The sequence below is a fragment of the Sphingomonas sp. UYAg733 genome, assembly GCF_054057355.1.
In genome coordinates this window covers 195,118-217,152 of sequence record NZ_JBSRZE010000002.1, presented here as the reverse complement: position 1 = coordinate 217,152, position 22,035 = coordinate 195,118, and the positions used below count along the sequence as shown (strand labels likewise).

At 63.5% G+C, this 22,035-nt stretch carries 22 protein-coding genes and 1 pseudogene; 15 read left to right on the top strand and 8 right to left on the bottom strand.

Annotation, left to right across the window (positions count from 1 at the left end; genetic code table 11):
* Window positions 1-18: 18 nt before the first annotated feature.
* The 3 genes and pseudogenes from rpsP to ACVWZA_RS06035 all read left to right on the top strand — a co-directional run.
* A pseudogene (gene rpsP, locus ACVWZA_RS06045) lies at window positions 19-495 on the top strand (30S ribosomal protein S16); the annotation flags it as partial.
* Window positions 496-797: 302 nt separating this feature from the next.
* Window positions 798-1,274, top strand: coding sequence for a ribosome maturation factor RimM (gene rimM / locus ACVWZA_RS06040; protein ID WP_457310268.1), 477 nt, complete (start codon window positions 798-800; stop codon window positions 1,272-1,274).
* Window positions 1,271-2,002 carry a metallophosphoesterase family protein gene (locus ACVWZA_RS06035; RefSeq protein ID WP_457310267.1) on the top strand — a complete coding sequence of 244 codons (732 nt, stop codon included), beginning with the start codon at window positions 1,271-1,273 and terminating at the stop codon, window positions 2,000-2,002. The genes rimM and ACVWZA_RS06035 overlap by 4 nt, the downstream gene beginning before the upstream one ends.
* Here the strand turns inward: ACVWZA_RS06035 and ACVWZA_RS06030 are convergent.
* Window positions 1,992-2,906, bottom strand: a complete 915-nt coding sequence (locus ACVWZA_RS06030) for an NAD(P)/FAD-dependent oxidoreductase (RefSeq protein WP_457310266.1) — start codon at window positions 2,904-2,906, stop codon at window positions 1,992-1,994. The genes ACVWZA_RS06035 and ACVWZA_RS06030 overlap by 11 nt on opposite strands.
* Window positions 2,907-2,950: 44 nt before the next feature.
* Here ACVWZA_RS06030 and trmD point away from each other — a divergent pair, with 44 nt between their 5' ends.
* Together trmD and rplS are read left to right on the top strand one after the other, a co-directional pair.
* Window positions 2,951-3,682, top strand: coding sequence for a tRNA (guanosine(37)-N1)-methyltransferase TrmD (gene trmD / locus ACVWZA_RS06025; protein WP_457310265.1), 732 nt, complete (start codon window positions 2,951-2,953; stop codon window positions 3,680-3,682).
* 1 nt (window position 3,683) lies between these two features.
* Window positions 3,684-4,076: a 50S ribosomal protein L19 gene (rplS, locus tag ACVWZA_RS06020; RefSeq protein ID WP_034158471.1), complete on the top strand. Its 393-nt coding sequence runs from the start codon at window positions 3,684-3,686 to the stop codon at window positions 4,074-4,076.
* 84 nt (window positions 4,077-4,160) lie between these two features.
* Here the strand turns inward: rplS and ACVWZA_RS06015 are convergent, their stop codons facing one another.
* The gene (locus tag ACVWZA_RS06015; protein WP_457310264.1) at window positions 4,161-4,751 is read right to left on the bottom strand and encodes a suppressor of fused domain protein; all 591 of its coding nucleotides are present in this window, start codon (window positions 4,749-4,751) and stop codon (window positions 4,161-4,163) included.
* Between the two features lie 215 nt (window positions 4,752-4,966).
* Between ACVWZA_RS06015 and ACVWZA_RS06010 the strand changes: the two genes are divergently transcribed.
* Both ACVWZA_RS06010 and ACVWZA_RS06005 read left to right on the top strand, forming a co-directional pair.
* Entirely contained in the window at window positions 4,967-6,289 is a 1,323-nt protein-coding gene (locus ACVWZA_RS06010) for a DUF418 domain-containing protein (protein WP_457310263.1), read from the top strand.
* The gene (locus tag ACVWZA_RS06005; RefSeq protein WP_457310262.1) at window positions 6,286-6,837 is read left to right on the top strand and encodes a DNA-3-methyladenine glycosylase I; all 552 of its coding nucleotides are present in this window, start codon (window positions 6,286-6,288) and stop codon (window positions 6,835-6,837) included. The genes ACVWZA_RS06010 and ACVWZA_RS06005 overlap by 4 nt, the downstream gene beginning before the upstream one ends.
* A 70-nt stretch (window positions 6,838-6,907) precedes the next feature.
* On the opposite strand, the gene ACVWZA_RS06000 is transcribed toward ACVWZA_RS06005, so the two are convergent.
* Both ACVWZA_RS06000 and ACVWZA_RS05995 read right to left on the bottom strand, forming a co-directional pair.
* A complete protein-coding gene (locus tag ACVWZA_RS06000; RefSeq protein WP_457310261.1) occupies window positions 6,908-7,942 on the bottom strand; it encodes a YadA-like family protein in 1,035 nt (344 codons plus the stop codon).
* 106 nt (window positions 7,943-8,048) lie between these two features.
* Window positions 8,049-8,183, bottom strand: a complete 135-nt coding sequence (locus ACVWZA_RS05995) for a hypothetical protein (RefSeq protein WP_457310260.1) — start codon at window positions 8,181-8,183, stop codon at window positions 8,049-8,051.
* Between the two features lie 138 nt (window positions 8,184-8,321).
* Here ACVWZA_RS05995 and ACVWZA_RS05990 point away from each other — a divergent pair, with 138 nt between their 5' ends.
* The 4 genes from ACVWZA_RS05990 to ACVWZA_RS05975 all read left to right on the top strand — a co-directional run bounded on the left by ACVWZA_RS05990 (window position 8,322) and on the right by ACVWZA_RS05975 (window position 13,675).
* On the top strand, window positions 8,322-9,764 hold the full coding sequence (locus tag ACVWZA_RS05990; RefSeq protein WP_457310259.1) for a DUF418 domain-containing protein: 1,443 nt from the start codon (window positions 8,322-8,324) through the stop codon (window positions 9,762-9,764).
* A gap of 100 nt (window positions 9,765-9,864) precedes the next feature.
* On the top strand, window positions 9,865-12,105 hold the full coding sequence (locus tag ACVWZA_RS05985; RefSeq protein ID WP_457310258.1) for a DPP IV N-terminal domain-containing protein: 2,241 nt from the start codon (window positions 9,865-9,867) through the stop codon (window positions 12,103-12,105).
* A gap of 102 nt (window positions 12,106-12,207) precedes the next feature.
* The gene (locus ACVWZA_RS05980; RefSeq protein WP_457310257.1) at window positions 12,208-13,236 is read left to right on the top strand and encodes an aspartate-semialdehyde dehydrogenase; all 1,029 of its coding nucleotides are present in this window, start codon (window positions 12,208-12,210) and stop codon (window positions 13,234-13,236) included.
* 1 nt (window position 13,237) lies between these two features.
* Window positions 13,238-13,675, top strand: a complete 438-nt coding sequence (locus tag ACVWZA_RS05975; RefSeq protein WP_457310256.1) for a GFA family protein — start codon at window positions 13,238-13,240, stop codon at window positions 13,673-13,675.
* A gap of 24 nt (window positions 13,676-13,699) precedes the next feature.
* Here the strand turns inward: ACVWZA_RS05975 and ACVWZA_RS05970 are convergent, their stop codons facing one another.
* Genes ACVWZA_RS05970 through ACVWZA_RS05960 form a run of 3 tightly spaced genes read right to left on the bottom strand, consistent with a single transcriptional unit; the run spans window position 13,700 to window position 16,752 of the window.
* The gene (locus ACVWZA_RS05970) at window positions 13,700-15,235 is read right to left on the bottom strand and encodes a DHA2 family efflux MFS transporter permease subunit (RefSeq protein WP_457310255.1); all 1,536 of its coding nucleotides are present in this window, start codon (window positions 15,233-15,235) and stop codon (window positions 13,700-13,702) included.
* Window positions 15,228-16,313: an HlyD family secretion protein gene (locus ACVWZA_RS05965; protein WP_457310254.1), complete on the bottom strand. Its 1,086-nt coding sequence runs from the start codon at window positions 16,311-16,313 to the stop codon at window positions 15,228-15,230. The genes ACVWZA_RS05970 and ACVWZA_RS05965 overlap by 8 nt, the downstream gene beginning before the upstream one ends.
* Window positions 16,306-16,752 (bottom strand): MarR family winged helix-turn-helix transcriptional regulator, encoded by a 447-nt coding sequence (locus ACVWZA_RS05960; protein ID WP_457310253.1) that lies wholly within the window; start codon window positions 16,750-16,752, stop codon window positions 16,306-16,308. The genes ACVWZA_RS05965 and ACVWZA_RS05960 overlap by 8 nt, the downstream gene beginning before the upstream one ends.
* A 167-nt stretch (window positions 16,753-16,919) precedes the next feature.
* Here ACVWZA_RS05960 and ACVWZA_RS05955 point away from each other — a divergent pair, with 167 nt between their 5' ends.
* The 3 genes from ACVWZA_RS05955 to ACVWZA_RS05945 all read left to right on the top strand — a co-directional run bounded on the left by ACVWZA_RS05955 (window position 16,920) and on the right by ACVWZA_RS05945 (window position 20,068).
* A complete protein-coding gene (locus ACVWZA_RS05955) occupies window positions 16,920-17,363 on the top strand; it encodes a GFA family protein (protein ID WP_457310530.1) in 444 nt (147 codons plus the stop codon).
* Entirely contained in the window at window positions 17,344-18,129 is a 786-nt protein-coding gene (locus ACVWZA_RS05950; protein WP_457310252.1) for an alpha/beta fold hydrolase, read from the top strand. The genes ACVWZA_RS05955 and ACVWZA_RS05950 overlap by 20 nt, the downstream gene beginning before the upstream one ends.
* Before the next feature lie 91 nt (window positions 18,130-18,220).
* The gene (locus ACVWZA_RS05945; RefSeq protein ID WP_457310251.1) at window positions 18,221-20,068 is read left to right on the top strand and encodes a M2 family metallopeptidase; all 1,848 of its coding nucleotides are present in this window, start codon (window positions 18,221-18,223) and stop codon (window positions 20,066-20,068) included.
* Between the two features lie 182 nt (window positions 20,069-20,250).
* Here ACVWZA_RS05945 and ACVWZA_RS05940 read toward each other — a convergent pair whose 3' ends face one another.
* A complete protein-coding gene (locus tag ACVWZA_RS05940; RefSeq protein WP_457310249.1) occupies window positions 20,251-20,421 on the bottom strand; it encodes a hypothetical protein in 171 nt (56 codons plus the stop codon).
* A gap of 88 nt (window positions 20,422-20,509) precedes the next feature.
* On the opposite strand from ACVWZA_RS05940, the gene ACVWZA_RS05935 reads away from it, so the two are divergent.
* The gene (locus ACVWZA_RS05935) at window positions 20,510-21,949 is read left to right on the top strand and encodes a DUF5681 domain-containing protein (RefSeq protein ID WP_457310248.1); all 1,440 of its coding nucleotides are present in this window, start codon (window positions 20,510-20,512) and stop codon (window positions 21,947-21,949) included.
* Window positions 21,950-22,035 lie beyond the last annotated feature (86 nt).

Below are 22,035 nucleotides of genomic sequence, written 5' to 3'. Positions count from 1 at the left end.
TCAAGGAAGATAACGACAATGGCACTCAGCATTCGTCTGTCGCGTGGCGGCTCCAAGAAGCGTCCTTATTACAAGATCATCGTCGCCGATGCGCGCAGCCCGCGTGATGGCCGCTTCATCGAGAAGCTCGGCACCTACAACCCGCTGCTGGCGAAGGATTCGCCCGAACGCATCAAGCTCGACACCGAGCGTGCCAAGCATTGGCTGAGCGTCGGCGCGCAACCGACCGACCGCGTCGCGCGCTTCCTGGACGTTGCCGGCGTGCGTGAGCGCCCCGCGCGCAACAACCCGAATAAGGGCAAGCCGGGCGACAAGGCCAATGAGCGTGCCGAAGAGCGTGCGACCAAGGCAGCCGAAGCCGAGGAAGCCGCTGCAGCCGCCGCTGCCGCGCCGGCCCCAGAGCCTGAGCCCGAAGCTGCCCCGGTTGCTGACAGCAATGAGGAAGCCGAGGCCGTTGTAGCTGCCGAGGTCGAAGCCGCGACCGAAGAGCCGACCCCCGAGGCCGAAGCCGTGGTTGAAGCGACCGCCGAAGAGACGCCTGCCGCTGACGAAGCTCCTGTCGCTGAAGAGACGCCTGCCGCTGACGAAGCTCCTGTCGCTGAAGAGGCACCTGCCGCTGAAGAAGCGCCAGTAGCCGACGAGGCGCCTGCCGCTGAAGAGGCACCTGCCGTCGAAGCAGCGGCCGCTGCCGAAGAAGCGCCTGCTGCCGAAGCCAATGAAGCGACGCCGAACAGCGACGCGGGCGACAGCGTCGATGCCGTCGAAGGCGAATCCGCACAAAAGCCTGCCGAGGGCTGATGTCGACCGACCGCCCCGTCACGCTCGCCGTCGTCATCGGCGCGCACGGCGTGACGGGGGAGGTGCGGCTCAAGGTCTTTGCCGGGGACCTGACGCCGTACAAGACCTTCAATGACGGTGCGCTGACGCTGAAATCGACGCGTCACGGCAGCAATGGCATAATCGCGCGCATCGCCGAAGTGACCGATCGCAACGCCGCCGAGGCGATGCGCGGCACCGAACTGACCGTGCCCCGTTCCGCGCTGCCGGCGCTCGCCGATGGAGAATATTACCATGCCGACCTGCTCGGCCTGCCCGCGGTATCCGTCAGTGGCGAGTTGCTCGGCAAGGTCGTCGCGATCGACGATTTCGGCGCCGGCGATGTGATCGAGATCGAACGCGACACCGGCAAGCGCTTCATGGTGCCGATGAACGCCAACGCGGTACCCGAATGGGATGGCGAGCGACTGGTGGTGGCGGACGACTTCATCTCGTGACCCGTATCGCGGTGCTGTCGGACATTCATGGCAATGTGCTCGCGCTGAACGCGGTGATCGCCGATGCGCAGGCACGGGGTTGCGACACTTTTCTCAACCTCGGCGATACGCTATCCGGCCCGCTCTGGCCGGTCGAAACCGCCGAGCGCCTGATGCGCGAAGACTGGCCGACGATCGCGGGCAACCATGAACGTCAGCTCTTGACCCTCGATCGGGCGCGGATGGGCGCAAGCGACGGTCATGCGCGCGATGTACTCGAAGAGAGGCATCTCGCATGGATAGCCGCGCAGCCGACGGTACTGGCATATTCGCCCGGCATCTTCATGTGTCACGGTACGCCGGACAGCGACCTCGAACATTTCCTGAACACGGTCGAACCGACCGGCATGCGCGAGGCAACCGGTGCGGAGATCGCTGCGCGTGCGACGGATCGACATGAGGCGATCATCCTGTGCGGCCACACCCATCTTCCCCGCATCGTCACGCTCGATGACGGACGGGTCGTCGCAAATCCCGGTAGTGTCGGACTGCAGGCGTTCGACGATGACCGGCCCTGGCCGTATCGTGTGGAAGTCGGCGATCCCCGAGCTCGCTACGCGATTATCGAAAACGGCCGACTTGGGTTCGTCGCGGTCGAGTATGATCATGAAGCGGCTGCGGCCAAGGCGGCGCGTGAAGGGCGCGGCGATTGGGCCGAGGCGCTCCGCAGCGGCCGTCTCACCGCCTGATCGATTGCTGCTCGTCGAGCAGATTGCGGATGCTGGTCGCGGCGACGCCGGCTTGGCCCATCGCATTGCTGATCTGGTCGAGGCCCTTCACCACATCACCTGCCGCGAACAGGCCGGGGACAGTTGTGCGCTGATGCGCATCGACCTCGAGACAACCATCCTCCGACGCGCGCGCACCAGCCGCCACCGCCAGGCCCGAGCGAATTTTAGACCCCAGCGCGGGGTAGATGCTGGCGAAATCCAGTTCGCCCCCTGGCGTGGTCACGACGATCCGATCATCGCGAACCTGGATCGGCGTGCACGGACCATCGACATGCACGATCCCCGCCGCATCGAGCGTTGCGCGACACGCCGCATCCAGATCATGCGCGGCACCCGGCGCGATCAGTGTGATGTCGCCGGTGAAGCCGCGCAGGAACAACGCCTCGCGCATGCCGTGATCGCCGGTGCCGATCACCCCGACGCGCTTGTCGGTTACCTCATACCCGTCACAGATCGGGCAATAGCGCAGCAATCCGCGCGCCAACGCATCGTCATGCTCGTCGCGTGGCATGTCCGGCCGGTTGTTGACCACGCCCGTCGCCAGCAACACGCTGCGCGCCCGGAAGGTCGCTCCCTCGACCTGCACTTCGAAGCCGTCGTCGATCGGCACGATCGCCGTCACCTCGGCCATTTCACGCCGCGCCCCGAAACTTTCCGCTTGTTCGAGCATCAGCGCGAGCAGGTCCGTTCCTTTGATTCCACCGGGATAACCCGCATGATTATGCGTGCGCGGGATCAGCGCGGCCCGGCTGCTGCCGCAATCGAATAGCCGGATCGATAGATGGAAACGCGCAAGATAGATCGCGGCGGTCAGGCCGGCGGGGCCGGCACCGATGATGATGCAGTCGTCCTGTACGTCCAATTGCTCGTCCTTGCCTTCGCGTAACCATTGCGGGAAGGAGAGTCATGTCCTTCGCCGCCACCGTCTTAACGCTCTACCCCGAGATGTTTCCTGGGCCGCTCGGTATTTCTCTTGCCGGGCGCGCGCTGAACGAAGGCAAATGGTCGCTCGACGCAGTCAATATCCGCGACTTTGCGATCGATCGGCATCGCACGGTCGACGACACACCAGCCGGCGGCGGGGCCGGGATGGTGTTGCGCGTCGATGTGCTGGCGGCGGCGATCGATAGCGTACCCGGGGATCGACCCGTGCTCGCGATGACGCCGCGCGGCGCGCCGCTGACTCAGGCGCGTGTGCGGCAACTCGCCGACGGCCCTGGGGTTACGATTTTATGCGGCCGGTTCGAAGGATTCGACGAACGCATCTTCGAAGCGCGTGAGGTCGAGGAAGTGTCGATCGGCGACTATATCCTGTCGGGCGGGGAGATGGGCGCGCTGGTCCTGCTCGACGCTTGCATTCGGCTGCTTCCCGGCGTAATGGGCGCGGCTTCCAGCGGTGTGGACGAGAGCTTCGAAACGGGGCTGCTCGAATACCCGCATTATACCCGACCACCGACGTGGGAAGGGCGCACGATCCCCGAAGTGCTGCGATCGGGGGATCATGCGAGGATCGCGGCCTGGCGAAAGTCGATGGCCGAGACCGAGACACGGCTAAGACGGCCGGACCTTTGGGAGCGCCATATCGGTGCTCGGGTCCAGTCGCCCTCTGGCGCGCACGCGAAGACGAAGGACGAATGAGATGAATCTCATCCAGACGATCGAAGCCGAGAACATCGCCAAGTTTCTCGAAAACAAGAAGATCCCGGAATTCCGCCCCGGCGACACGCTGAAGGTCGGCGTGAAGGTGGTCGAAGGTGAACGCACCCGCGTCCAGAACTACGAAGGCGTGTGCATCGCGCGTTCGAACAAGGGCATGGGTTCGAACTTCACCGTGCGCAAGATTTCGTTCGGTGAAGGCGTCGAGCGCGTTTTTCCGCTCTATTCGCCGAACATCGATTCGATTGAGGTGGTCCGTAAGGGCGCCGTCCGTCGTGCAAAGCTCTATTATCTGCGTGGCCGCACCGGCAAGTCGGCACGTATCGCCGAGCGCCGCGACACGCGTCCCGCCAAGGGCACCGTCGCCGCCGAGTAATCGGCGCGATCAGCCAGGCTGCGAATAAGAAAGGGCGCGGAAGACCATGGTCTTCCGCGCCCTTTCTCGTTTCTGCCTGGGCCGTCAGGCTATGCGAACAAAGGCTGCCGATTCCCGGTTCAGGTCGGTAACATCGACCTTATGCTGCGCCAGCAACTCTTCCAGAGCCGCGGCGCCCTCTCGTTCTGCATAGGCGCGCTCCGCTTCCGAGATCGGCACAGCCTGCAACCAGGCAGTGGTGCGATCATCAAGCGTGAGCGTTTTGGGGCCGCCCTTCCATGAAAAGGGCAGGGTAAACATCAAATGCTCCATGGTTTGCGATAAATCATATCGCGTCATCACATAAGGATGCACCGCGCCTCGTTGCAGCGGAGCGCCGTCGCGAAAGGTGGCAACGGCACAGTCGGCGATGGCGTTGGGAAAACTGACCGCGCTCGATGGGTAGATCGCGACGATCTCCAACCGCAATTCGGCCGGGTCGAGTTTCAGGTCATGGTCCGATAGTGTCACCGTACCGACCGAGTTCACTCCTTCTGCCGGACTGTCGGCAAACACGGCGATGTTAACTCCCTCGGTCTGTCCTTGCGCATAGAATGCGTTGATCGCAGTCGGCACGGCACCAAAAGTATCCGCAAGTTCCTGCACCGCAGCCTGTGAGCCGCTCGAAACGGTCATATTCATACTCCTTTGGACGCTCCATGCATGACCGAACGGCTGTTCGCCTAGGGGCAAATCCGGAAAATCCGCTTGCTCGCGCGCGGTGTGGGATTGTCGTTTGCACGGGCGCCCACCGCGCCGCCCTGCGTCGGTCCGATCCGCCACAGTGTTTTATGTTTGCAATACACTCCGGGATTGCGTTACCAACAACCGGCAATTCGGGGGAACTGAGGGTGAGCGAACAGACGTCGGCGCAGGTGGAGGAGCCGGATGGCGCGCCGCGGATCGCGGTACTCGATATCCTGCGCGGCGTCGCGATCCTCGGCATCCTGTTCATGAACATCAACGACATGGGCGCGTCGTTCCGCGCCGGTGGCGATGTCCGGCATTTCGGCTGGGGCCCGAACGATCAGGTCGCCTGGTGGCTGCGTGAAGTGTTTGCCAATGGTACGACGCGCTGCCTGCTCGAAATGCTGTTCGGTGCCGGGATGGTGATCCTGACCGACCGTGCGGTGCAGGCGGCCGGGCGATGGACCGCGATGCGCCGCTATTACTGGCGCAACATCGTCCTGGTGCTCTTCGGTCTCGCGCACATGTTCATCCTGATGTGGGGCGGCGATATCCTCCATACCTATGGCATGGCTGCGCTGATCGTGTTCTGGTTCCGCCGCTTGAGCCCGCGCTGGTTGATTGGCATCGGCATGATCATGGCGTTGCTGCAGCTCTTTGGCGGGGGTTATTTCGGCTATTACACCGGCATCCAGCGGCAGGCCCAAAGCATCGCGCTGCAGGCGAAGAGCGACGCCGGGCAGGCGCTGACGGTCGTTGAAAAGAAGAAGCTGACCGAGATCGTCAAGAACAAGGCCAAGCGCGAAAAGGATCGCGCCGAGCGCAAAGCTGAGGTTGCAAAGGAAGACAGTGATCGGTCGGGCACGACCGGCAACTGGTTTGTCGAGCAGTTGCGCATGGGTGCCGAACGCTTGTTCGGCTTTGGCGAGCTATTTGCCGTCTGGGAATCGGCAAGCCTGATGCTGATCGGCGCGGCGTTGTTCAAACTTGGCATCCTGCAGGGCCAGCGATCGCGGCGCTTCTACTGGCGTATGACCGTCCTCGCCTATCTGATCGGCTGCACCTTGCGCATCATCGGTGCCGAGGAAACCATGCGCTTCGATAATGCCCCGCACACGATCTGGGCGACGCAGGAGATTGCGCGACAAGCGATGACCCTGGGTCATGTCGGGCTGGTCAACCTGCTCGCCATGAGTGTGCTGGGTTCGAAACTGCTGCACCCACTGGTCGCCGCCGGACGCACCGCGCTATCGATCTATGTCATGCAGACGTTGATCTGCCTGTGGCTGCTCTATCCACCGTTCGCGCTGGGCTTATACGGTACGCAGGGCTGGGCAGCGTTGATGGTGACAGCCGTGATCATCAATCTTGGCCTGTTGTGGTTGGCCAATGTCTATCTTCGGCACTTCCGTATCGCGCCGGTCGAATGGGCGTGGCGGTCGCTGGTCGAATGGCGGCGCCTGCCGTTCCGCAAGCGAACCGCATGACTATCGAGCGCTGCCCCTGGGCGGGAAACGACCCGATGATGCGCGACTATCACGATCTGGAATGGGGTGTCCCCGAGCAGGATAGTCGCGCGCTGTGGGAAAAATTGATGCTCGACGGTTTTCAGGCGGGATTGTCGTGGAGCATCATCCTGCGCAAACGCGATGCGTTTCGTGAGGTCTTCAAAGGCTTCGATCCGGAGATCGTCGCGCGTTTCGATGAAGCGGATATCGAGCGCCTGGTCACCGATGCCCGCATCATCCGCTCGCGTGCGAAGATCGTCGCGACGATCGGCAATGCCCGCGCCTGGCTGGCGATGCGTGACGCGGGCGAGGATTTCTCGGCCTTTATCTGGGGCATGGCGGGCGGCGCGCCGATCGTTGGTGACGGCGTTCACTTGCCAACCAAAACGCCATTGTCGGAGGGAATATCCAGGGCGCTCAAGAAACGCGGTTTCAAATTCGTCGGGCCGGTGATCGTCTATGCCTGGATGGAGGCGTGCGGCATCTTCGACGATCATGTCGCGGGCTGTTTTCGCCGCAAGAACTGATCGGGGGCACGGCGGCGCGGCCGCCGCGCCTCTTGGTTTCAGAAGCTGCGGCCGCCGCGCCCTCCTGACTTTAGAAGCTGAAACCGACCCCGACGCCACCGCCGGACCCGTCGCCGCCGCTGAAGTTCGCGCTGCCTTTGATCGCGACACGGCCATTCGCCATCAGATGCGATGCGCCGATCGCAAAGGCCTGTTCGCCGCCATAGGTCCCGCCGCCGATGCCGATCGTCGTGCGGCCAGGTTCGACCGATTGCGGGATGTTCGCGCCAGCGATCGCCGCCGCGGTGCCGGCGTCGGCATGGCGGCGTACCTGGCGCAAATCGAACTGCAGTCCGGCGATGCGCGCATCGGTATAGGAATTGGCCGAGGCTAGCGTCTGCGCACCTACCTGATCGGCATAGGATCGCGCGCTGGCCAGCGTGGCCACATCCCCGGCCCGAGCGAAATCCTGCGCCGAAGCCAGCGTCTGTGCATTGCCGGTATCGGTATAGGCGTTGGCCGAGATCAAGGTGGTCGCATCGCCGGCATCGGCATAGACGTTGGCTGCGGTCAAAGTGGCCGCATTGCCAGCATCGGTATAGGCGTTGGCGGCGGTCAAGGTGGCCGCATTGCCGGCCGCCATCTGACCGACCGTGGCGGCATCGCTATCGGCGATGCCGTCGGCGATGTGGATCAGTCTGCGTTCAAGCGAACTGTTGCCGAACGACGCCGTGCGATCCTCGCTCGACGTCGTGGTCGAATTCCTGCCGATCGCGACGGAATCCGTCCCCCTGGCCACCGCGTTCTCGCCGATCGCCGCGCTGCCGGCGGCGCGCGCTTCGGCATTGGCCCCGATCGCCGTGCTGTCGACCGCCGTCGCGATCGACCGGTACCCAATGGCGACCGAGGCGGTGCCGGAGGCTCGTGCGGATCGGCCGACCGCGACGGACCGGGTATCCGCCCGCGATCCCGTACCGACCGCGGTGGCCGCGCCGCCTGTCACGTTGCCGCCGGCCACTTCCTGCGCATGCGCCATCGGCGAAGTAAGGAAGACCATGACCGCAAGGCCCGTACCGGTGAGCAGGTGGCGATGGCCAGGGCCCCGGATCGTAAAGCTGTCGAACATCCCAAACTCCATGAACGTCATTGCGGAGTGGGCGATGCTATGTCCGGGATGATCGCGCATCCCACGTTCGAAGGAGAGTCGGCCATATTCGCAGCCGACCTGCCGCTTACATCAGGTCGCGGAACATGAAGTATAGCAGGGCGAACCAGGACAGGAGGAACAGGACGCCGAAGGCGTAGGTCGATTTTTCGCGAACGATGTCGATCCAGGTCCGGGTTTCTGGTTCATCGGGATAGTCCATCATATGCCCTTAACGCCGGTGGCACCGGTTTCAAACCTCCGCAGGACTTGCGGTCGATTCTTTCATTCGCGCTGTTTGATATTTACAATACACCTTCCGGCAGGTTTATTCTGGCCAGGGGTTTCGAAAGGGCGGGCAATGAGCGACGTATCGATGACCACGGCCGTGGAGCCGGACGGCGCGCCGCGTGTCGCCGGGCTGGATATCCTGCGCGGTATCGCGATCCTCGGCATCCTGTTCATGAACATCAACGACATGGGCGGGTCGCTCTGGGCGTCGTTCGATGATGTCCGGCATCTGGGCTGGACCCAGGCCGATCAGGTCGCATGGTGGCTGCGCGAGATCTTCGCCGACGGCACCGCGCGGTGCATGCTCGAAATGCTTTTCGGCGTCGGCATGGTGATCCTGACCGATCGCGCGGCAGGCGCCTTGGAGACCTCGGCCACCGATCCCGCCGGCCGCATCCGCCGGATCGGGGGTGTTCTGTTCGGTGAAGCGGCGGTTCTGCGCGGGTATTACTGGCGCAATTTCGTGCTGTTCCTGTTCGGACTGGTCCACATCTTCATCCTGTTGTGGCCGGGCGACATTCTTCATACCTACGGCATCGCGGCGATGGTCGCTTTCCTGTTTCGTCGCTGCGGGCCGAAGGTTCTGCTCGGCATCGGCCTGACCCTGGCAATGCTCCAGCTGATCGGCGGGGGTATCGGTCTGCGCATGGCGCAGCAGGCGCGGACCGAGGTCGCGCAATTGCACGCGAAGCTTGACGCCGGCCAGAAGCTTACCGCGACCGAGATCGCAAAGGTCAAGGATCAGGCCGGGCGTGCCGATAAACGCGCCAGGAAAAAGGCCGAGGACGCCACCCGTATCGCCGCCGAGGACAAGGCGCGTTCGGATGTCAGCGGCACCTTTATAAGCTGGGCGAAGGCTGCGTGGACGACCATCCTTTTCCTCTGGGGTTTCTCCGACGGTTTCGGCGATGCCACGTTCATCGAATGGGCCTTTGTGTGGGAAGCCGCCGGTACGATGCTGATCGGTGCAGCGTTGTTCAAATGGGGAATCATTCAGGGCAGCCGCTCGCGCTCCTTCTATTTTCGCGCGACGCTCATCGCCTATGCGATCGGCCTGACCGGCCGCGCCGTGATGGCCTATTGGGTGACTCGGTTCGACGATTACCCGCACATGATCCTGGCGACCGGCGAAGTGACGCGGCTGGCGACCACCATCGGTCATATCGGGCTGGTCTACATCCTGCTCGGCACGGTCGCCGGTACGAAATTGCTAAAGCCGTTCGAAGCGGCCGGACGCACGGCACTAACCCTTTATATCCTGCAGACCATTATCTGCCTGTGGATACTCTATCCGCCGTTCACGCTCGGCCTGTATGGGCAGCAGGGCTGGATGGGGCTGATGCTGACCGCGCTGGCGGTGAACGCATTGCTGTTATGGGCGGCGAACCGTTACCTGCGCGATTACGCTATCGCGCCGGTCGAATGGGCCTGGCGATCGATCATTGCCGGGCGAACTCTGCCGTTGCGCAAGAGCGGCAAGGCGGCAATTGGAGCGCAGCCGGTCGCCGGCTGAGATCCGACTATCGCCCCTTTACCCAAACCCGAAGCCCCGCGATAACGCGCGGTATTCCGCCATTCGCGTGGCGCAGGTAATTCGGGACTGGAGATGGATGATGCGGAAATCCTGGCTGCTGGCGGGCGCTATGCTCGCGGGCATCGCTGTGCCCGCCATGGCGGCTGAGCCGGTGCCCGCCACGCAGGCAGTGACGGCGCAGAAACTGACATTGCAGCGGGTCTACGCATCGCCCGATTTGGCAGGGGCGCAACCAAAGTTGCTCAAGCTGTCGCCTGACGGCAGCCTGCTTACATCGCTGCGCCCAAGAGCGGACGACAAGGATCGGCTCGACCTTTGGGTGCTCGACACGAAGATCGGCAAGGAGCGGATGCTGGTCGATTCGAAGAAGCTCGGCACCGGTGAGGAGCTTTCAGAAGCCGAAAAGATGCAGCGCGAACGCGCACGGATCGGCGGGTCCAGGGGCATCGTCGCTTATGAATGGTCACCCGACGGCAAATCGACCCTCGTGCCGCTCGACGGCGACCTCTATCTGGCGACGCTCGACGGCAAGGTGACACGCCTGACCGCGACGGCGGCCGGCGAGCTGAACCCCAAGATCAGCCCCGGCGGCGCGTTCGTCAGCTTCGTGCGTGACCAGAACCTGTTCGTACAGCCGCTTGACGGGAAGGAAATGGCGCTGACCGATGACGGTGCGGGCACCGTGCATTGGGGAGAGGCGGAATTCGTCGCCCAGGAAGAAATAGGGCGTCGCACCGGTTATTGGTGGGCACCGGGCGACCGGCGGCTCGCGGTCGAAAGGTTCGACGAAGCGCCGGTCGGCGTGGTCACCCGCGCTGCGATCGGCGCCAATGGCACCAAGGTGTTCGACCAGCGCTATCCCGCTGCCGGCACGCCGAACGTGCTGGTCGAACTTTACGTGATGAACGCCGATGGCAGTGGCCGCGTAAAGGTCGATCTGGGCAAGGCAACCGACATCTACCTCGCGCGAGTCGATTGGACGGCCGATGGGCAATCACTGCTCGTGCAGCGCCAGAACCGCGATCAGACCGTGCTCGACATGCTCGAGGTCGATCCGGCAACGGGCAAATCGACCCCGTTGTTCAGTGAGAAATCGGGGTCAAAGAGTTGGGTCAATCTCAACGACGGGTACCGCGCGCTGAACGAGGGAGGTTTGATCTGGACGTCGGAACGTGACGGCTATGCGCATCTCTACCGCTTCAAGGGCGGCAAATGGACGCAGCTGACCAGGGGGGCATGGGTGGTCACAGGCATGGTCGGGTTCGACGAGGCGAAGGGGCGCATCTTCTTCACCGGCAACAAGGATGGGGTGCTCGAACAGCACGTCTATTCGGTCGACATCGCGCGACCGAATGTCATTTCGCGACTGACCGAACCGGGCTGGTGGAACGGCGCGACGATGGACGTGAACGCATCGCGAATGATCGTATCACGTTCCAATCCCGATCAGCCGACGCAAGTCTATCTCGGCGATGCCGCGGGCAAGCGGCTGTCATGGATCAACGAGAACGCGCTTCGTCCGGGCCACCCCTATTTCCCGTTCGTGCAGCAGCACCGATCACCGACCTTCGGTACGCTGAAGGCGGCCGATGGCAGCACGCTCTATTACGAGATGCTGACCCCGGTCCTCGAACCGGGCCGGAAATATCCGGTGTTCTTCGAACATTATGGCGGGCCGCATTCGCAGACCGTCAGCCGCAACTGGGGCAGCGCGCTGCACCAGTATCTCGTCAGCCAGGGCTGGGTCGTGTTCCAGATCGACAATCGCGGTTCGGCCAATCGGGGCACCGCGTTCGAGGATCAGATCTTCCGCGCGATGGGCTCGGTCGAGGTCGAGGATCAGCTGACCGGCGCAAAGTGGCTCAAGCAACAGCCGTTCGTCGATGCCGGCAAGATCGCGACCTATGGCTGGTCCTATGGCGGCTATATGACGCTCAAGATGCTTGAGGCCAATCCGGGTGTTTATGCAGCGGGTGTCTCGGGCGCGCCGGTGACCAAATGGGAGCTGTACGACACGCATTATACCGAGCGTTACATGGGCGATCCCAGGAAGGACGCGAAAGCCTATGCGACGTCCGATGCGATCGATGACGCGGCGAGGATCGCCGATCCGCTCCTGCTGGTTCACGGCATGGCGGACGATAATGTCGTGCTCGACAACAGCACCGCGTTCGCCGCGAAGATGCAGGCGGAGAACGTTCCGTTCGAGATGATGCTTTATCCCGGCAAGACGCATTCGGCGGTGCGCGACATCCATGTCTGGACGACGATCCTGAACTTTCTCGACCGCGAAGTGAAGAACGGGCCGGCCGCGAAATAGCGGGCTTTCGCCAAGCTTCTGTGGGGCGCGATAAAGCTCCGCTTGCTTGCGTGGCGGCGTCAGCGGGAGTACCGCGCCCCGTGCTGACGAATGGGAGTTAACATGGGTTACCGGGTTGTGGTCGCAGGCGCGACGGGGAATGTCGGGCGCGAAATGCTCAACATACTTGCGGAGCGTGAATTTCCGGCTGACGAGATCGCCGTCGTGGCGTCGTCGCGCAGCCAGGGCCTGATGGTCGATTACGGCGACACCGGAAAGCAGTTCAAGGTCCAGAATATCGAACATTTCGACTGGACCGGCTGGGACATGGCGCTGTTCGCGATCGGCTCCGAAGCGACTGCGGTCTATGCGCCGATCGCGGCCAAGGCGGGCTGCACGGTGATCGACAATTCGTCGCTCTATCGCATGGACCCGGACGTGCCGCTGATCGTGCCGGAGGTGAATCCGGAGGCGATCGATGGTTATCTGCGCAAGAACATCATCGCCAATCCCAATTGCTCGACCGCGCAGATGGTCGTGGTGCTTAAGCCGCTGCACGATGTGGCGAAGATCAAGCGCGTCGTCGTCTCGACCTATCAGTCGGTGTCCGGCGCGGGCAAGCAAGGCATGGACGAGCTGTTCGAGCAGAGCCGCAACATCTTCGTCGGCGATCCGGCCGAGCCGCACAAATTCACCAAGCAGATCGCCTTCAACGTGATCCCGCATATCGACAGCTTCCTCGACGACGGGTCGACCAAGGAAGAATGGAAGATGGTGGTCGAAACCAAGAAGATCCTCGATCCGAAGATCAAGCTGACCGCGACCTGCGTGCGCGTGCCGGTGTTCGTCGGCCATAGCGAAGCGATCAACATCGAGTTCGAGGACGAGATGTCCGCCGAGCAGGCACAGAATATCCTGCGTGAGGCACCCGGCGTGATGTTGATCGATAAGCGCGAGGATGGCGGGTACATCACGCCGATCGAATGCGTCGGCGAATTTGCCACTTTCGTCAGCCGTGTGCGCGACGATTCGACGGTCGAGAATGGGCTGACCCTGTGGTGCGTGAGCGATAATCTGCGGAAAGGTGCCGCGCTCAATGCGGTGCAGATCGCGGAATTGCTCGGTCGTCGCCATCTGAAGAAAGCGGCCTGAGATGAGCGTGGAGGGCGGCTGCCATTGCGGTGCCGTCCGCTACGTGCTGGCGCTGGATGCGGCGCCGGCGACGTATTGCTGCCATTGCCTGACCTGTCAGACCTGGGCGGGCAGCGCGTTCACCCAGAGTGCGCTGCTGCCCGAAGGCGCGATCAGCGTGGCCGGGCCGGTGGTCGAGTATCGCTTCACCAATCCGAGCGGGCATGAATCGCATCAGCGCTTCTGCGGCACATGCCATACGCGCATCTTCAATACGAACAGCGCGCGGCCGGGACTTGCAGTGTTGCGCGCCGGCACGCTTGATGAAAGCGATCGGCTCAGCCCGCGCTTGCATATGTGGGTCAAGCGCAAGCAGCCCTGGGTGGTAATCGCCGATGGCGTGCCGGCCTTTGACGAGACGCCGCCGATTGCCGAGTTCATCGCGACGATGATGCGCTAGCGGGCGCGCGACGCGCTGATCCGCCTATTCGGCGTGTACCGCTTCCATCTTGCCCTTTGGCTTGGACAACAGAAGGACCAGCGGCACGACGGCGATCGAGATCCAGGCCATCAGGTAGAAATCGTCGATATAGGCGACCATCGCCGCCTGCTGGTTGATCATGCCGTCGGCAAAGGCAAACACGCCGTCCGACAGGCTGCCGAAGCGATCGAGTGCGCCGAGATCGAGCGCGGGGATCGTCGCCGAGGTCACATGGCTGGCGAGGTCGGAATGGCTTTGCTGCAGATTGCGTGCGAGCAATGTCGTGACCATCGAGATGCCGGCCGACTGGCCGATGCTGCGCATCAGGTTGAGCAGGCTGGCGCCGTCGGTCCGGTGCGCGCCGCCGAGCGTAGCGAAGGCAAGCGAGTTGAGCGGCATGAAGACCAGCCCCATGCCGATGCCCTGGACGAAACCGCTGATGATCACCGGCCAGAAATCCATTTCCAGCGACCAGCCCGCCATTTGCCGCAGTGAGAAGGCGAAGATGACCAGTCCGACCGCGATCACGATGCGCGTATCGACCTTGCCCATCAGCCGCGCGGCGAGCGCCATCGACAACAGCACGCCGACTCCGCGTGGGGCCAGCATCAGGCCGGTATCGATCACCGGATAGCCGAACAGCGACTGCAGCATCGGCGGCAGCAAGGCCATCGGCGCCATGGTCGAAATGCCGATCACCACCATGAAGAACATGCCGACGACCAGATTGCGGTTCTTGAACAGGGCGCGGTCGAACAGGGGCTTTTTCGCGGTCGCGAGGTGGACGATGCCCATCCATAGCGCGGCCATCGCAACGCCGCCTTCGACGATGATCTCCCAGTTGGAGAACCAATCCTCCTGCTGGCCGCGATCGAGCATCAGCTGGAAGCTGGCGACGGCGATGCCGATCAGCGCGAAGCCGGTGATGTCGAACGAGCGGGTTTCGCGCGGACGCGAGGGGAGGAGGAACCACAGGATCGCAAAGGTCGCGATGCCGATCGGCAGATTGACATAGAATACCCAGCGCCAACTATAGCTTTCGGTCAGCCATCCGCCGATCACGGGCCCCATGATCGGGCCGACCATCACCCCCATGCCCCAGACCGACATGGCCTTTGCCTGATCCTCGGGCGCGTTGATGTCGAGCATGGCGGTTTGCGACAGCGGGCCGATAAAGGCGGCGGCGACGCCCTGCAAGATGCGGAAGGCGACCATCTCTTCAAGGCTGACAGCTGTCCCGCACAGCATCGATGCGACGATGAAACTGCCGACCGCGAACAAGAACAGATTGCGCGAGCCGAACCGGCCGGACAGCCAGCCAGTGGCCGGAATCGCAATCGCGGAGGCGACGATATAGCTGGTCAGCACCCAGGTAATCGTATCGACTGTCGCGCCGAGGCTGGTCTGCATATGCGGCAGGGCGACATTGGCGATGGTGGTGTCGAGGATCTGCATGATCATCGCCCCCATCACGCCGACGGTCAGCAAGCCGCGCTGCCGCACGGGCAGCAGCGGCGCGCCGGGCACGAGCTCAGCCATGGGGTTTGGTATCGATCGAGACGTCGGCACTGAGCCCCGCGATCATCGCACGGGCGGGAGTGCCGTCGATCGCGATGCGCACCGGAATACGCTGCGTCACCTTGACCCAGTTACCGGTCGCGTTCTGCGCCGGCAGGACGGAGAATTGCGAGCCCGTGCCTGCGCCGATGCTCGCGACGACACCCTTGACCTTGAGCCCGGGATAGGCGTCGAGCGTTATCTCCGCAGGCTGGCCGACGGCCATATGGTTAAGGTCAGTTTCCTTGAAATTCGCCTCGAGCCAGGTGCCCTGACTGACCACGATACTCAGCGCGGGCACGCCGCTCGGCGTGATGTTGCCGACTTGCAGGCGGCCGGTCTGGCTGACGATGCCGTCCTTGGGCGCGCGGACTTCGGTCCGGGCGAGATTGAGCGCGGCCTGTTCGCGCTGCGCCATCGCCGTCTGGATCGCGGCTGGAGCCGCGGACGAGGTGCTGCCGCTGCCGAGCTGGCTCCGCGCTCGGGCCACCGCAGCCTGCGCGGTGGCGAGCTTGGCTTTGCCCGCGGCGAGTTCATGCGATGCCGCATCGAGGCTGGCGCGCGTCGTGAAGCCGCGCTTCATCAATGCGACCTGACGATTATAGGTGCCCTGGGCGAGCAGGATGTCGGCGCGGGCGCTTTCGATATCGGCATCGGCGCCGCCGACATCGGTCGACATGGTGCTGACCTGCACGCGCGCATTGGCGATCGCGGCATCGGCCTGCGCCAGTGCGATGCGATAGGGCTCGGGATCGATCCGGAACAGCAAGTCGCCGGCCTTGACGCGCTGGTTTTCGCTGACCGAGACCTGGACGATGCGACCGCTGACATCCGGGCTGATCGAAACCATGTCCTGCTTCACATAGGCGTTGTCGGTCGAGACGTAACGGCCCGACATCAGCCAGAAATAGCCGCCGACCGCGAGGATCAGCAGCGGTACGCTGAACATCAGCAGCGGACGCAGCCAGCTACGGCGCTTGACCATGGGGAGGTCCTCGGTTGCGGGGATGTCGATCGCGATTGCCTGGCTGCGGTCGATCACTGGGTCTGCATCAGCCATGACTGGCCTCCTTGCCCTTCGGGGCGTCGTTCAGATTGTTCTGGATCAGGGTCAGTGCGGCGACCAGCTCGTCGCGCTCCGTCTGGGTTACGCCGTCGAGCGCATGGGCGAACATGTCTTCGCCGATCTTGTGGAGCTGATCGAGCAGCGGGCGCGCCTTGGGCGTGATGAAAATCTGCCAGGCGCGACGGTCGCTGGGGTCGCGGCGGCGTTCGACCAGGCCCGATTCCTCCAGCCGGTCGATCATGCGACACAGGGTGATCGGCTCGACTTCGAGGATATCGGCCAATCCGCCCTGGTTGGCACCTTCATTGCGCGACACGGTAAACAGCGTACGCCACTGCGCACGCGTCACGCCGATCAGGCGCGCGCGCTCGTCGAAACGCCGCCGCATCAGGCGCGAAACATCGCTAAGAAGGAATCCGAGTGTATCGCTCATGGCTGCACATATAATAAGCTTCCTTATATAATCCAATACCGCGCTGGGAAAAAATATTGCAGCGCAGCGTAAGCGTTTGAATCCGGGTCCGTTCGAGGAGAGTTTTCATGGTCGATCAGCCTCACATCGATGCCGTGCCGGGCAAAGTCGCGCCGGCGGTTGCGCCGATCAACGAGCGGCTCGCCGGCGGCTGCCAGTGCGGACGGATCCGCTACACCGTTCAGGTCGGCGATGTTGGCGCGTATCTCTGCCATTGCCGGATGTGCCAGCGCGCGACTGGCGGCGTTTCGATCGCCTTCAAGACCGTGAAGAAAGCGGATCTGGCCTGGTCACACGAGCCGGAGCGTCACGCCTCTTCGCCCTTTGCCGAGAGGGGGTTTTGTTCGGCCTGCGGCACACCGCTCTCCTTCGATTATCCCGACAGCGGCAATATCGACTTGACCGTCGGCAGCTTCGATACGCCCGGGCGGTTTCGTCCGACACACCATTTCGGTGTGGAGAGTCGTCATGAGGCTTGGCTCGACACCCGCGATCTGCCCGACTATCGCACCGATGAGCATCAGGCCCTTGTCGATCGCTGGATGAAAACCATTGGCAAACTCCCCGATTGAACCGAATTTCTTCGAAAGCTTCGATGGCGCGCGGATCGCGTGGCGCGAACTGGGCACTGAATCGAACGGGGGCAGGGTGGTCGTCCTGCTCCACGGCTTCTTCTCCGACGCGCAGACCAACTGGATCCGCTATGGCCATGCCGCGGCGATCGCCGAGCGCGGTTTCCGCGTCATCATGCCCGACCTGCGCGCGCATGGGTCGAGCGCCAAGCCGCATGACGCCGCATCCTATCCGCGCGACGTGCTGGCCAAGGACGGCTTTGCGCTGATCGAGCATCTCCGCCTTGGCGATTACGACCTGGGCGGTTATTCGCTCGGTGCGCGGACGGTGGCGCGGATGATGGCCCGGAGTCCTACGGCGCGCGCGACGCCGCGCCGCTTCATCCTGTCGGGCATGGGACTGAAAGGGCTGACCGATACCGCCGGCCGTGGCGGGCATTTCCGCAACATACTGACCAATCCCGGCAGCTTCGAACGCGGCACGCCGGAATGGCTGGCTGAGGCGTTCCTGAAGACCAGCAAAGGCGACCCCATTGCCCTGCTGCACATCCTCGACACGTTCGTCGATACGCCGGTCGAGGCGCTGCGTGCGATCACCCCGTCGGCGCTGGTGCTCGCGGGCGAGGAAGATCAAGACAATGGATCGGCGGAGGACCTGGCGGATATTCTGCCCAACGCGACCTACCGCAGCGTTCCGGGTGGCCATATGAGCGCGGTGGTGAAGCCAGAGCTTGGCCTGGCGATCGCGGATTTTCTCGCCTCCTGATCCTGGGCCTGACCCCCGGTTTGACCCCCGGCTTGACCTAGCGCGCGGTGGCGGACAGGTTGCCGCCATCAACAAGTTTCAGGGGTTACCAATGATCCGCACCGGAATTTCGATCGTGGCGCTCGCATGCGCGATCGCCGCCACGCCGACGCTCGCCAAGGACAAGAAGGAAACGCCCGTAGCGGCACAGCGGCCGCTGACGCCGACCGCCGCGGAGGCCGACGCTTTCGTCGCGGCGGCGGAAAAGACGCTGTTCGATTTCTCGATCGAATCGAGCCAGGTCAATTGGGTCAATGCGACCTATATCACCGACGATACCGATGCGATGGCGGCGCGGATCAACGCCACCGGCACCGAAATGTCGGTCAAGTTCGCGCTGGAAGCGGCGAAGTACGGCAAGGTTAGCGGCCTGTCGCCCGACACGCGGCGCAAGCTCGACCTGTTGCGCGGCGGGCTTACCCTGCCGGCGCCGACCAAGCCGGGTGCGGCGACCGAATTATCGACGCTGGTGACGCGCATGTCCTCGTCGTACGGCAAGGGAAAGGGCACACTCGACGGCAAGCCGATCAACGGCAGCGATATCGAAGCCGCGATGGGCACCGAGCGCGACCCGGCCAAGCTGAAGGAGATGTGGGTCAGCTGGCACGACAATGTCGGCGCGCCGATGCGCAAGGATTATGCGCGCATGGTCGAGATCGGCAACCAGGGCGCGGTCGAACTCGGGTACAAGGATGTCGGGTCGCTGTGGCGATCCGGCTATGACATGAGCCCGGAGGAATTCGCCAAGCTCACCGACAAATTGTGGAAAGAGGTCGAGCCGCTTTACCAGTCGCTGCACACCTATGTCCGCTGGAAGCTCAACGAGAAATATGGCGATGCGGTGCAGTCCAGGACCGGTCCGATCCGCAGCGATTTGCTCGGCAATATGTGGGCGCAGGAATGGGGCAATATCTATGATGTCGTCGCACCCAAGGGCGCGGGCGACATCGGATACGACACCGGCGACCTGCTCAAGGCCAAGGGCTACGACCCGATCAAGATGTTCAAGGCCGGTGAGGGTTTCTATTCCTCGCTTGGCTTTGCGCCATTGCCCGAGACGTTCTGGACGCGCTCACAAATCACCAAGCCGGCCGACCGCGAAGTCATCTGCCATGCCTCGGCCTGGGATATCAACAACAAGAACGACGTGCGCATCAAGATGTGCACCAAGGTCAATGGCGACGATTTCGTCACGATCCATCACGAGATGGGCCATAATTATTACCAGCGCGCCTATCAGGACCAGCCGCCCTTGTTCCTCAACGGTGCGAATGACGGCTTCCATGAGGCGATCGGCGATTTCGTCGCGCTGTCGATCACGCCCGATTACCTTGTCCAGATCGGCCTGCTCGACAAGGCCAAGGTGCCGAGCGCGGACAAGGACACCGGCCTGCTGCTCAAACAGGCGATGGACAAGGTCGCGTTCCTGCCGTTCGGCCTGCTGATCGACAAATGGCGCTGGGGCGTCTTTTCCGGCACCATCAAGCCGGCCGGATATGAGGCGTCGTGGAACGCGCTGCGCCTGCAATATCAGGGCATCGTGCCACCGGTCGAGCGCGACGAGACGAAGTTCGATCCGGGCGCGAAATACCATGTGCCAGCGAGCGTGCCGTACACGCGTTACTTCCTCGCGCGGTTGCTGCAGTTCCAGTTCTACAAGGCGGCGTGCGATCAGGCGGGCTGGAAGGGGCCGCTGCATCGCTGCTCCTTCTACGGCAACAGGGAAGTCGGCGCGAAGCTCGACGCGATGCTGAAGATGGGCCAGTCCAAGCCCTGGCCCGAAGCGCTCGAAGCATTCACCGGCACCAAGGAAATGTCGGGCGCGGCGATGGTCGAATATTTCGCGCCGCTGAAAACCTGGCTCGACGAGCAGAACAAGGGCAAGCCGACCGGCTGGTGAAGATGCGCCGCCGCTGCCGATGGCAGCGGGGGCGCTTCCTGTTCCGGTGGGGCGGGGAGTGTTTTTCGTCATGTGAAAGAGCCGGACGGCGGCGAGAGAAAGGCCGTCCGGGGTGCTGCTAGCGATTCGGCGGGCGGAGTTGAATCGGCCGGATCATTCCGATCGAAGCCGCAGCCGGCTGGTTACCGCTTTCGGTGTTCCGAATTCCCGTCGCTGCGGGATTTTTTGCGGGAAGATGTTTTTTGCCGGTTCTGCGGGAAGCTGCGGGAAAAACTGCGGGAAAACCGGCGTGTCATGACGGGTATTTTGCCGCGATGTTGCGGGAAGATCGGGAATGGCGGCGTGACGGTCATGGTCTGCTCAATTTCGGGTTGGTCGATTCACATGCCCGGCCAAATGGGCTTTCACCGCGCATGCGCAAACGTGCGGCGGAGAGCAGATATGACGACACAAGAGAGCGAGTTGAATCGCACCGAACACGCGGAGGCAACGGGGGCAACCGCAAGCGCGGCACCGGACGACTATGCGGTGGGTCGCGGCAAGCCGCCGAAAACGCACCAGTTTCAAAAGGGAAATCGCGCCAATCCGGGCGGCAAGAAGCGCAAGGTGAAGTCGTGCGAGGAGGTGGTGCCGCAACTTCCCAATGAATCGGTCCATGGGATGCTGATGGCCGAGGCGATGCGCATGGTTCGGGTCAAGGCGGGCGGACGCGTGGTCGAGATCCCGGCGATGCAGGCGGCGTTCCGCGAGATTGCGATGAAGGCGGCGCGAGGCAATCGGCTGGCCACGGCGACGCTGGCGCGGCTGGTGATGCAGTCCGAGGCGGCGGAAGCGCGCGCGGCGGCACAGGCTCAGGCGCAGACACCCGCGCCGTCGCCTCACCCGTGGGATGTCCGGCGTGGTCCGGAGGGAGCGGCGCCCGGGTACGAGACGGCGGTCGAGTATAAGGAGGTGTGGACGCAGCTGCTGACCAGGGCGAAGCCGCTCAACTCCGAGTTGGCCGCGCCGGTGCCGCACCCCGACGATGTGAGGATCGGGTCGGTACGGGGCACGGCGGACTGGCCGGGGGCGGAGCCGGGGGCGCCATTGTTGCTCGACCGGCTGGCCGCGACGCATGCCGAATTGCAGGCGGAACTGCCGGCGCGGCGCCCCGGGATCGAGGCGATGGTCGAGGGATATGACAAGGCGGCCGCATGGTGCGACTGGTTCGCGCTGGTCGATGTCCGCGACCTAATCGCGAGGCATTTGCCGCAGCGTTATGCCCGGCAGATCCACACCGACCGGCGCTCCGCCGAAGAACGGGCGCGCGACAATGCGCTGCGATCGATGGCGGAGCATGACCGCCGCCGTCACAAGATGCGGCTGGAGCGCGAGGCGTCCGACAGGGCGCGTGCGGCGGCGATGCGGCTACCGGAGGAACCGCGATGGCATGGTGATGGCGGGGATGACGAAGCGGAGGACGGATCGGAGGCCCTGCCACCCACGGTGCCGCCGGTGGTGGAGATCGCGGGAGACCCGGCGCGGGCCGTGGCGGAGGCCGGCGTGTATCTGGAGGCGTGGGCAGAGGTGCTGGACGTTACCGAGGGGATGACGATCAGGATGGAGCCGCCGATGCCGCCGCCCGACGATGTGGTGATCGATGCGCGATTGCGGACGGTGGTTTATCGAAAGCCGCCGGCGCCGGGGCAGCGCGCGACGCTGGCAAATCTGCGTGCCACGCTTACCCGGCTGAAGGCGGCGGCGGCGGAGTATAACGCCGACATCATCTGCGCCTCATTGCCGCGGTTCGCGGAGATTGCCGAGCGCAAGCGTGATGAGATGCTGGCGTTGTGTGCGGTGGTTGAGTGGCATTTGGGCGGGGTTGCGGATGGGGGTGGATGATTGGGGCTGGGCGCGGTAGCGAGATGGTGAGGGGGCGGAGATAAGCGATTAGATGGACTGTGAACGAAACCCCCGCCCGTCGCGCG

Bases quoted from the DNA above. Each gene is read 5' to 3' on its own strand.
- rimM (WP_457310268.1), top strand. From the start codon at position 798: ATGTCGACCGACCGCCCCGTCACGCTCGCCGTCGTCATCGGCGCGCAC.
- trmD (WP_457310265.1), top strand. From the start codon at position 2,951: ATGTCCTTCGCCGCCACCGTCTTAACGCTCTACCCCGAGATGTTTCCT.
- rplS (WP_034158471.1), top strand. From the start codon at position 3,684: ATGAATCTCATCCAGACGATCGAAGCCGAGAACATCGCCAAGTTTCTC.
- ACVWZA_RS06015 (WP_457310264.1), bottom strand. From the start codon at position 4,751: ATGACCGTTTCGAGCGGCTCACAGGCTGCGGTGCAGGAACTTGCGGAT.
- ACVWZA_RS06005 (WP_457310262.1), top strand. From the start codon at position 6,286: ATGACTATCGAGCGCTGCCCCTGGGCGGGAAACGACCCGATGATGCGC.
- ACVWZA_RS06000 (WP_457310261.1), bottom strand. From the start codon at position 7,942: ATGTTCGACAGCTTTACGATCCGGGGCCCTGGCCATCGCCACCTGCTC.
- ACVWZA_RS05995 (WP_457310260.1), bottom strand. From the start codon at position 8,183: ATGGACTATCCCGATGAACCAGAAACCCGGACCTGGATCGACATCGTT.
- ACVWZA_RS05990 (WP_457310259.1), top strand. From the start codon at position 8,322: ATGAGCGACGTATCGATGACCACGGCCGTGGAGCCGGACGGCGCGCCG.
- ACVWZA_RS05985 (WP_457310258.1), top strand. From the start codon at position 9,865: ATGCGGAAATCCTGGCTGCTGGCGGGCGCTATGCTCGCGGGCATCGCT.
- ACVWZA_RS05980 (WP_457310257.1), top strand. From the start codon at position 12,208: ATGGGTTACCGGGTTGTGGTCGCAGGCGCGACGGGGAATGTCGGGCGC.
- ACVWZA_RS05975 (WP_457310256.1), top strand. From the start codon at position 13,238: ATGAGCGTGGAGGGCGGCTGCCATTGCGGTGCCGTCCGCTACGTGCTG.
- ACVWZA_RS05970 (WP_457310255.1), bottom strand. From the start codon at position 15,235: ATGGCTGAGCTCGTGCCCGGCGCGCCGCTGCTGCCCGTGCGGCAGCGC.
- ACVWZA_RS05965 (WP_457310254.1), bottom strand. From the start codon at position 16,313: ATGGCTGATGCAGACCCAGTGATCGACCGCAGCCAGGCAATCGCGATC.
- ACVWZA_RS05960 (WP_457310253.1), bottom strand. From the start codon at position 16,752: ATGAGCGATACACTCGGATTCCTTCTTAGCGATGTTTCGCGCCTGATG.
- ACVWZA_RS05945 (WP_457310251.1), top strand. From the start codon at position 18,221: ATGATCCGCACCGGAATTTCGATCGTGGCGCTCGCATGCGCGATCGCC.
- ACVWZA_RS05940 (WP_457310249.1), bottom strand. From the start codon at position 20,421: ATGACCGTCACGCCGCCATTCCCGATCTTCCCGCAACATCGCGGCAAA.
- ACVWZA_RS05935 (WP_457310248.1), top strand. From the start codon at position 20,510: ATGACGACACAAGAGAGCGAGTTGAATCGCACCGAACACGCGGAGGCA.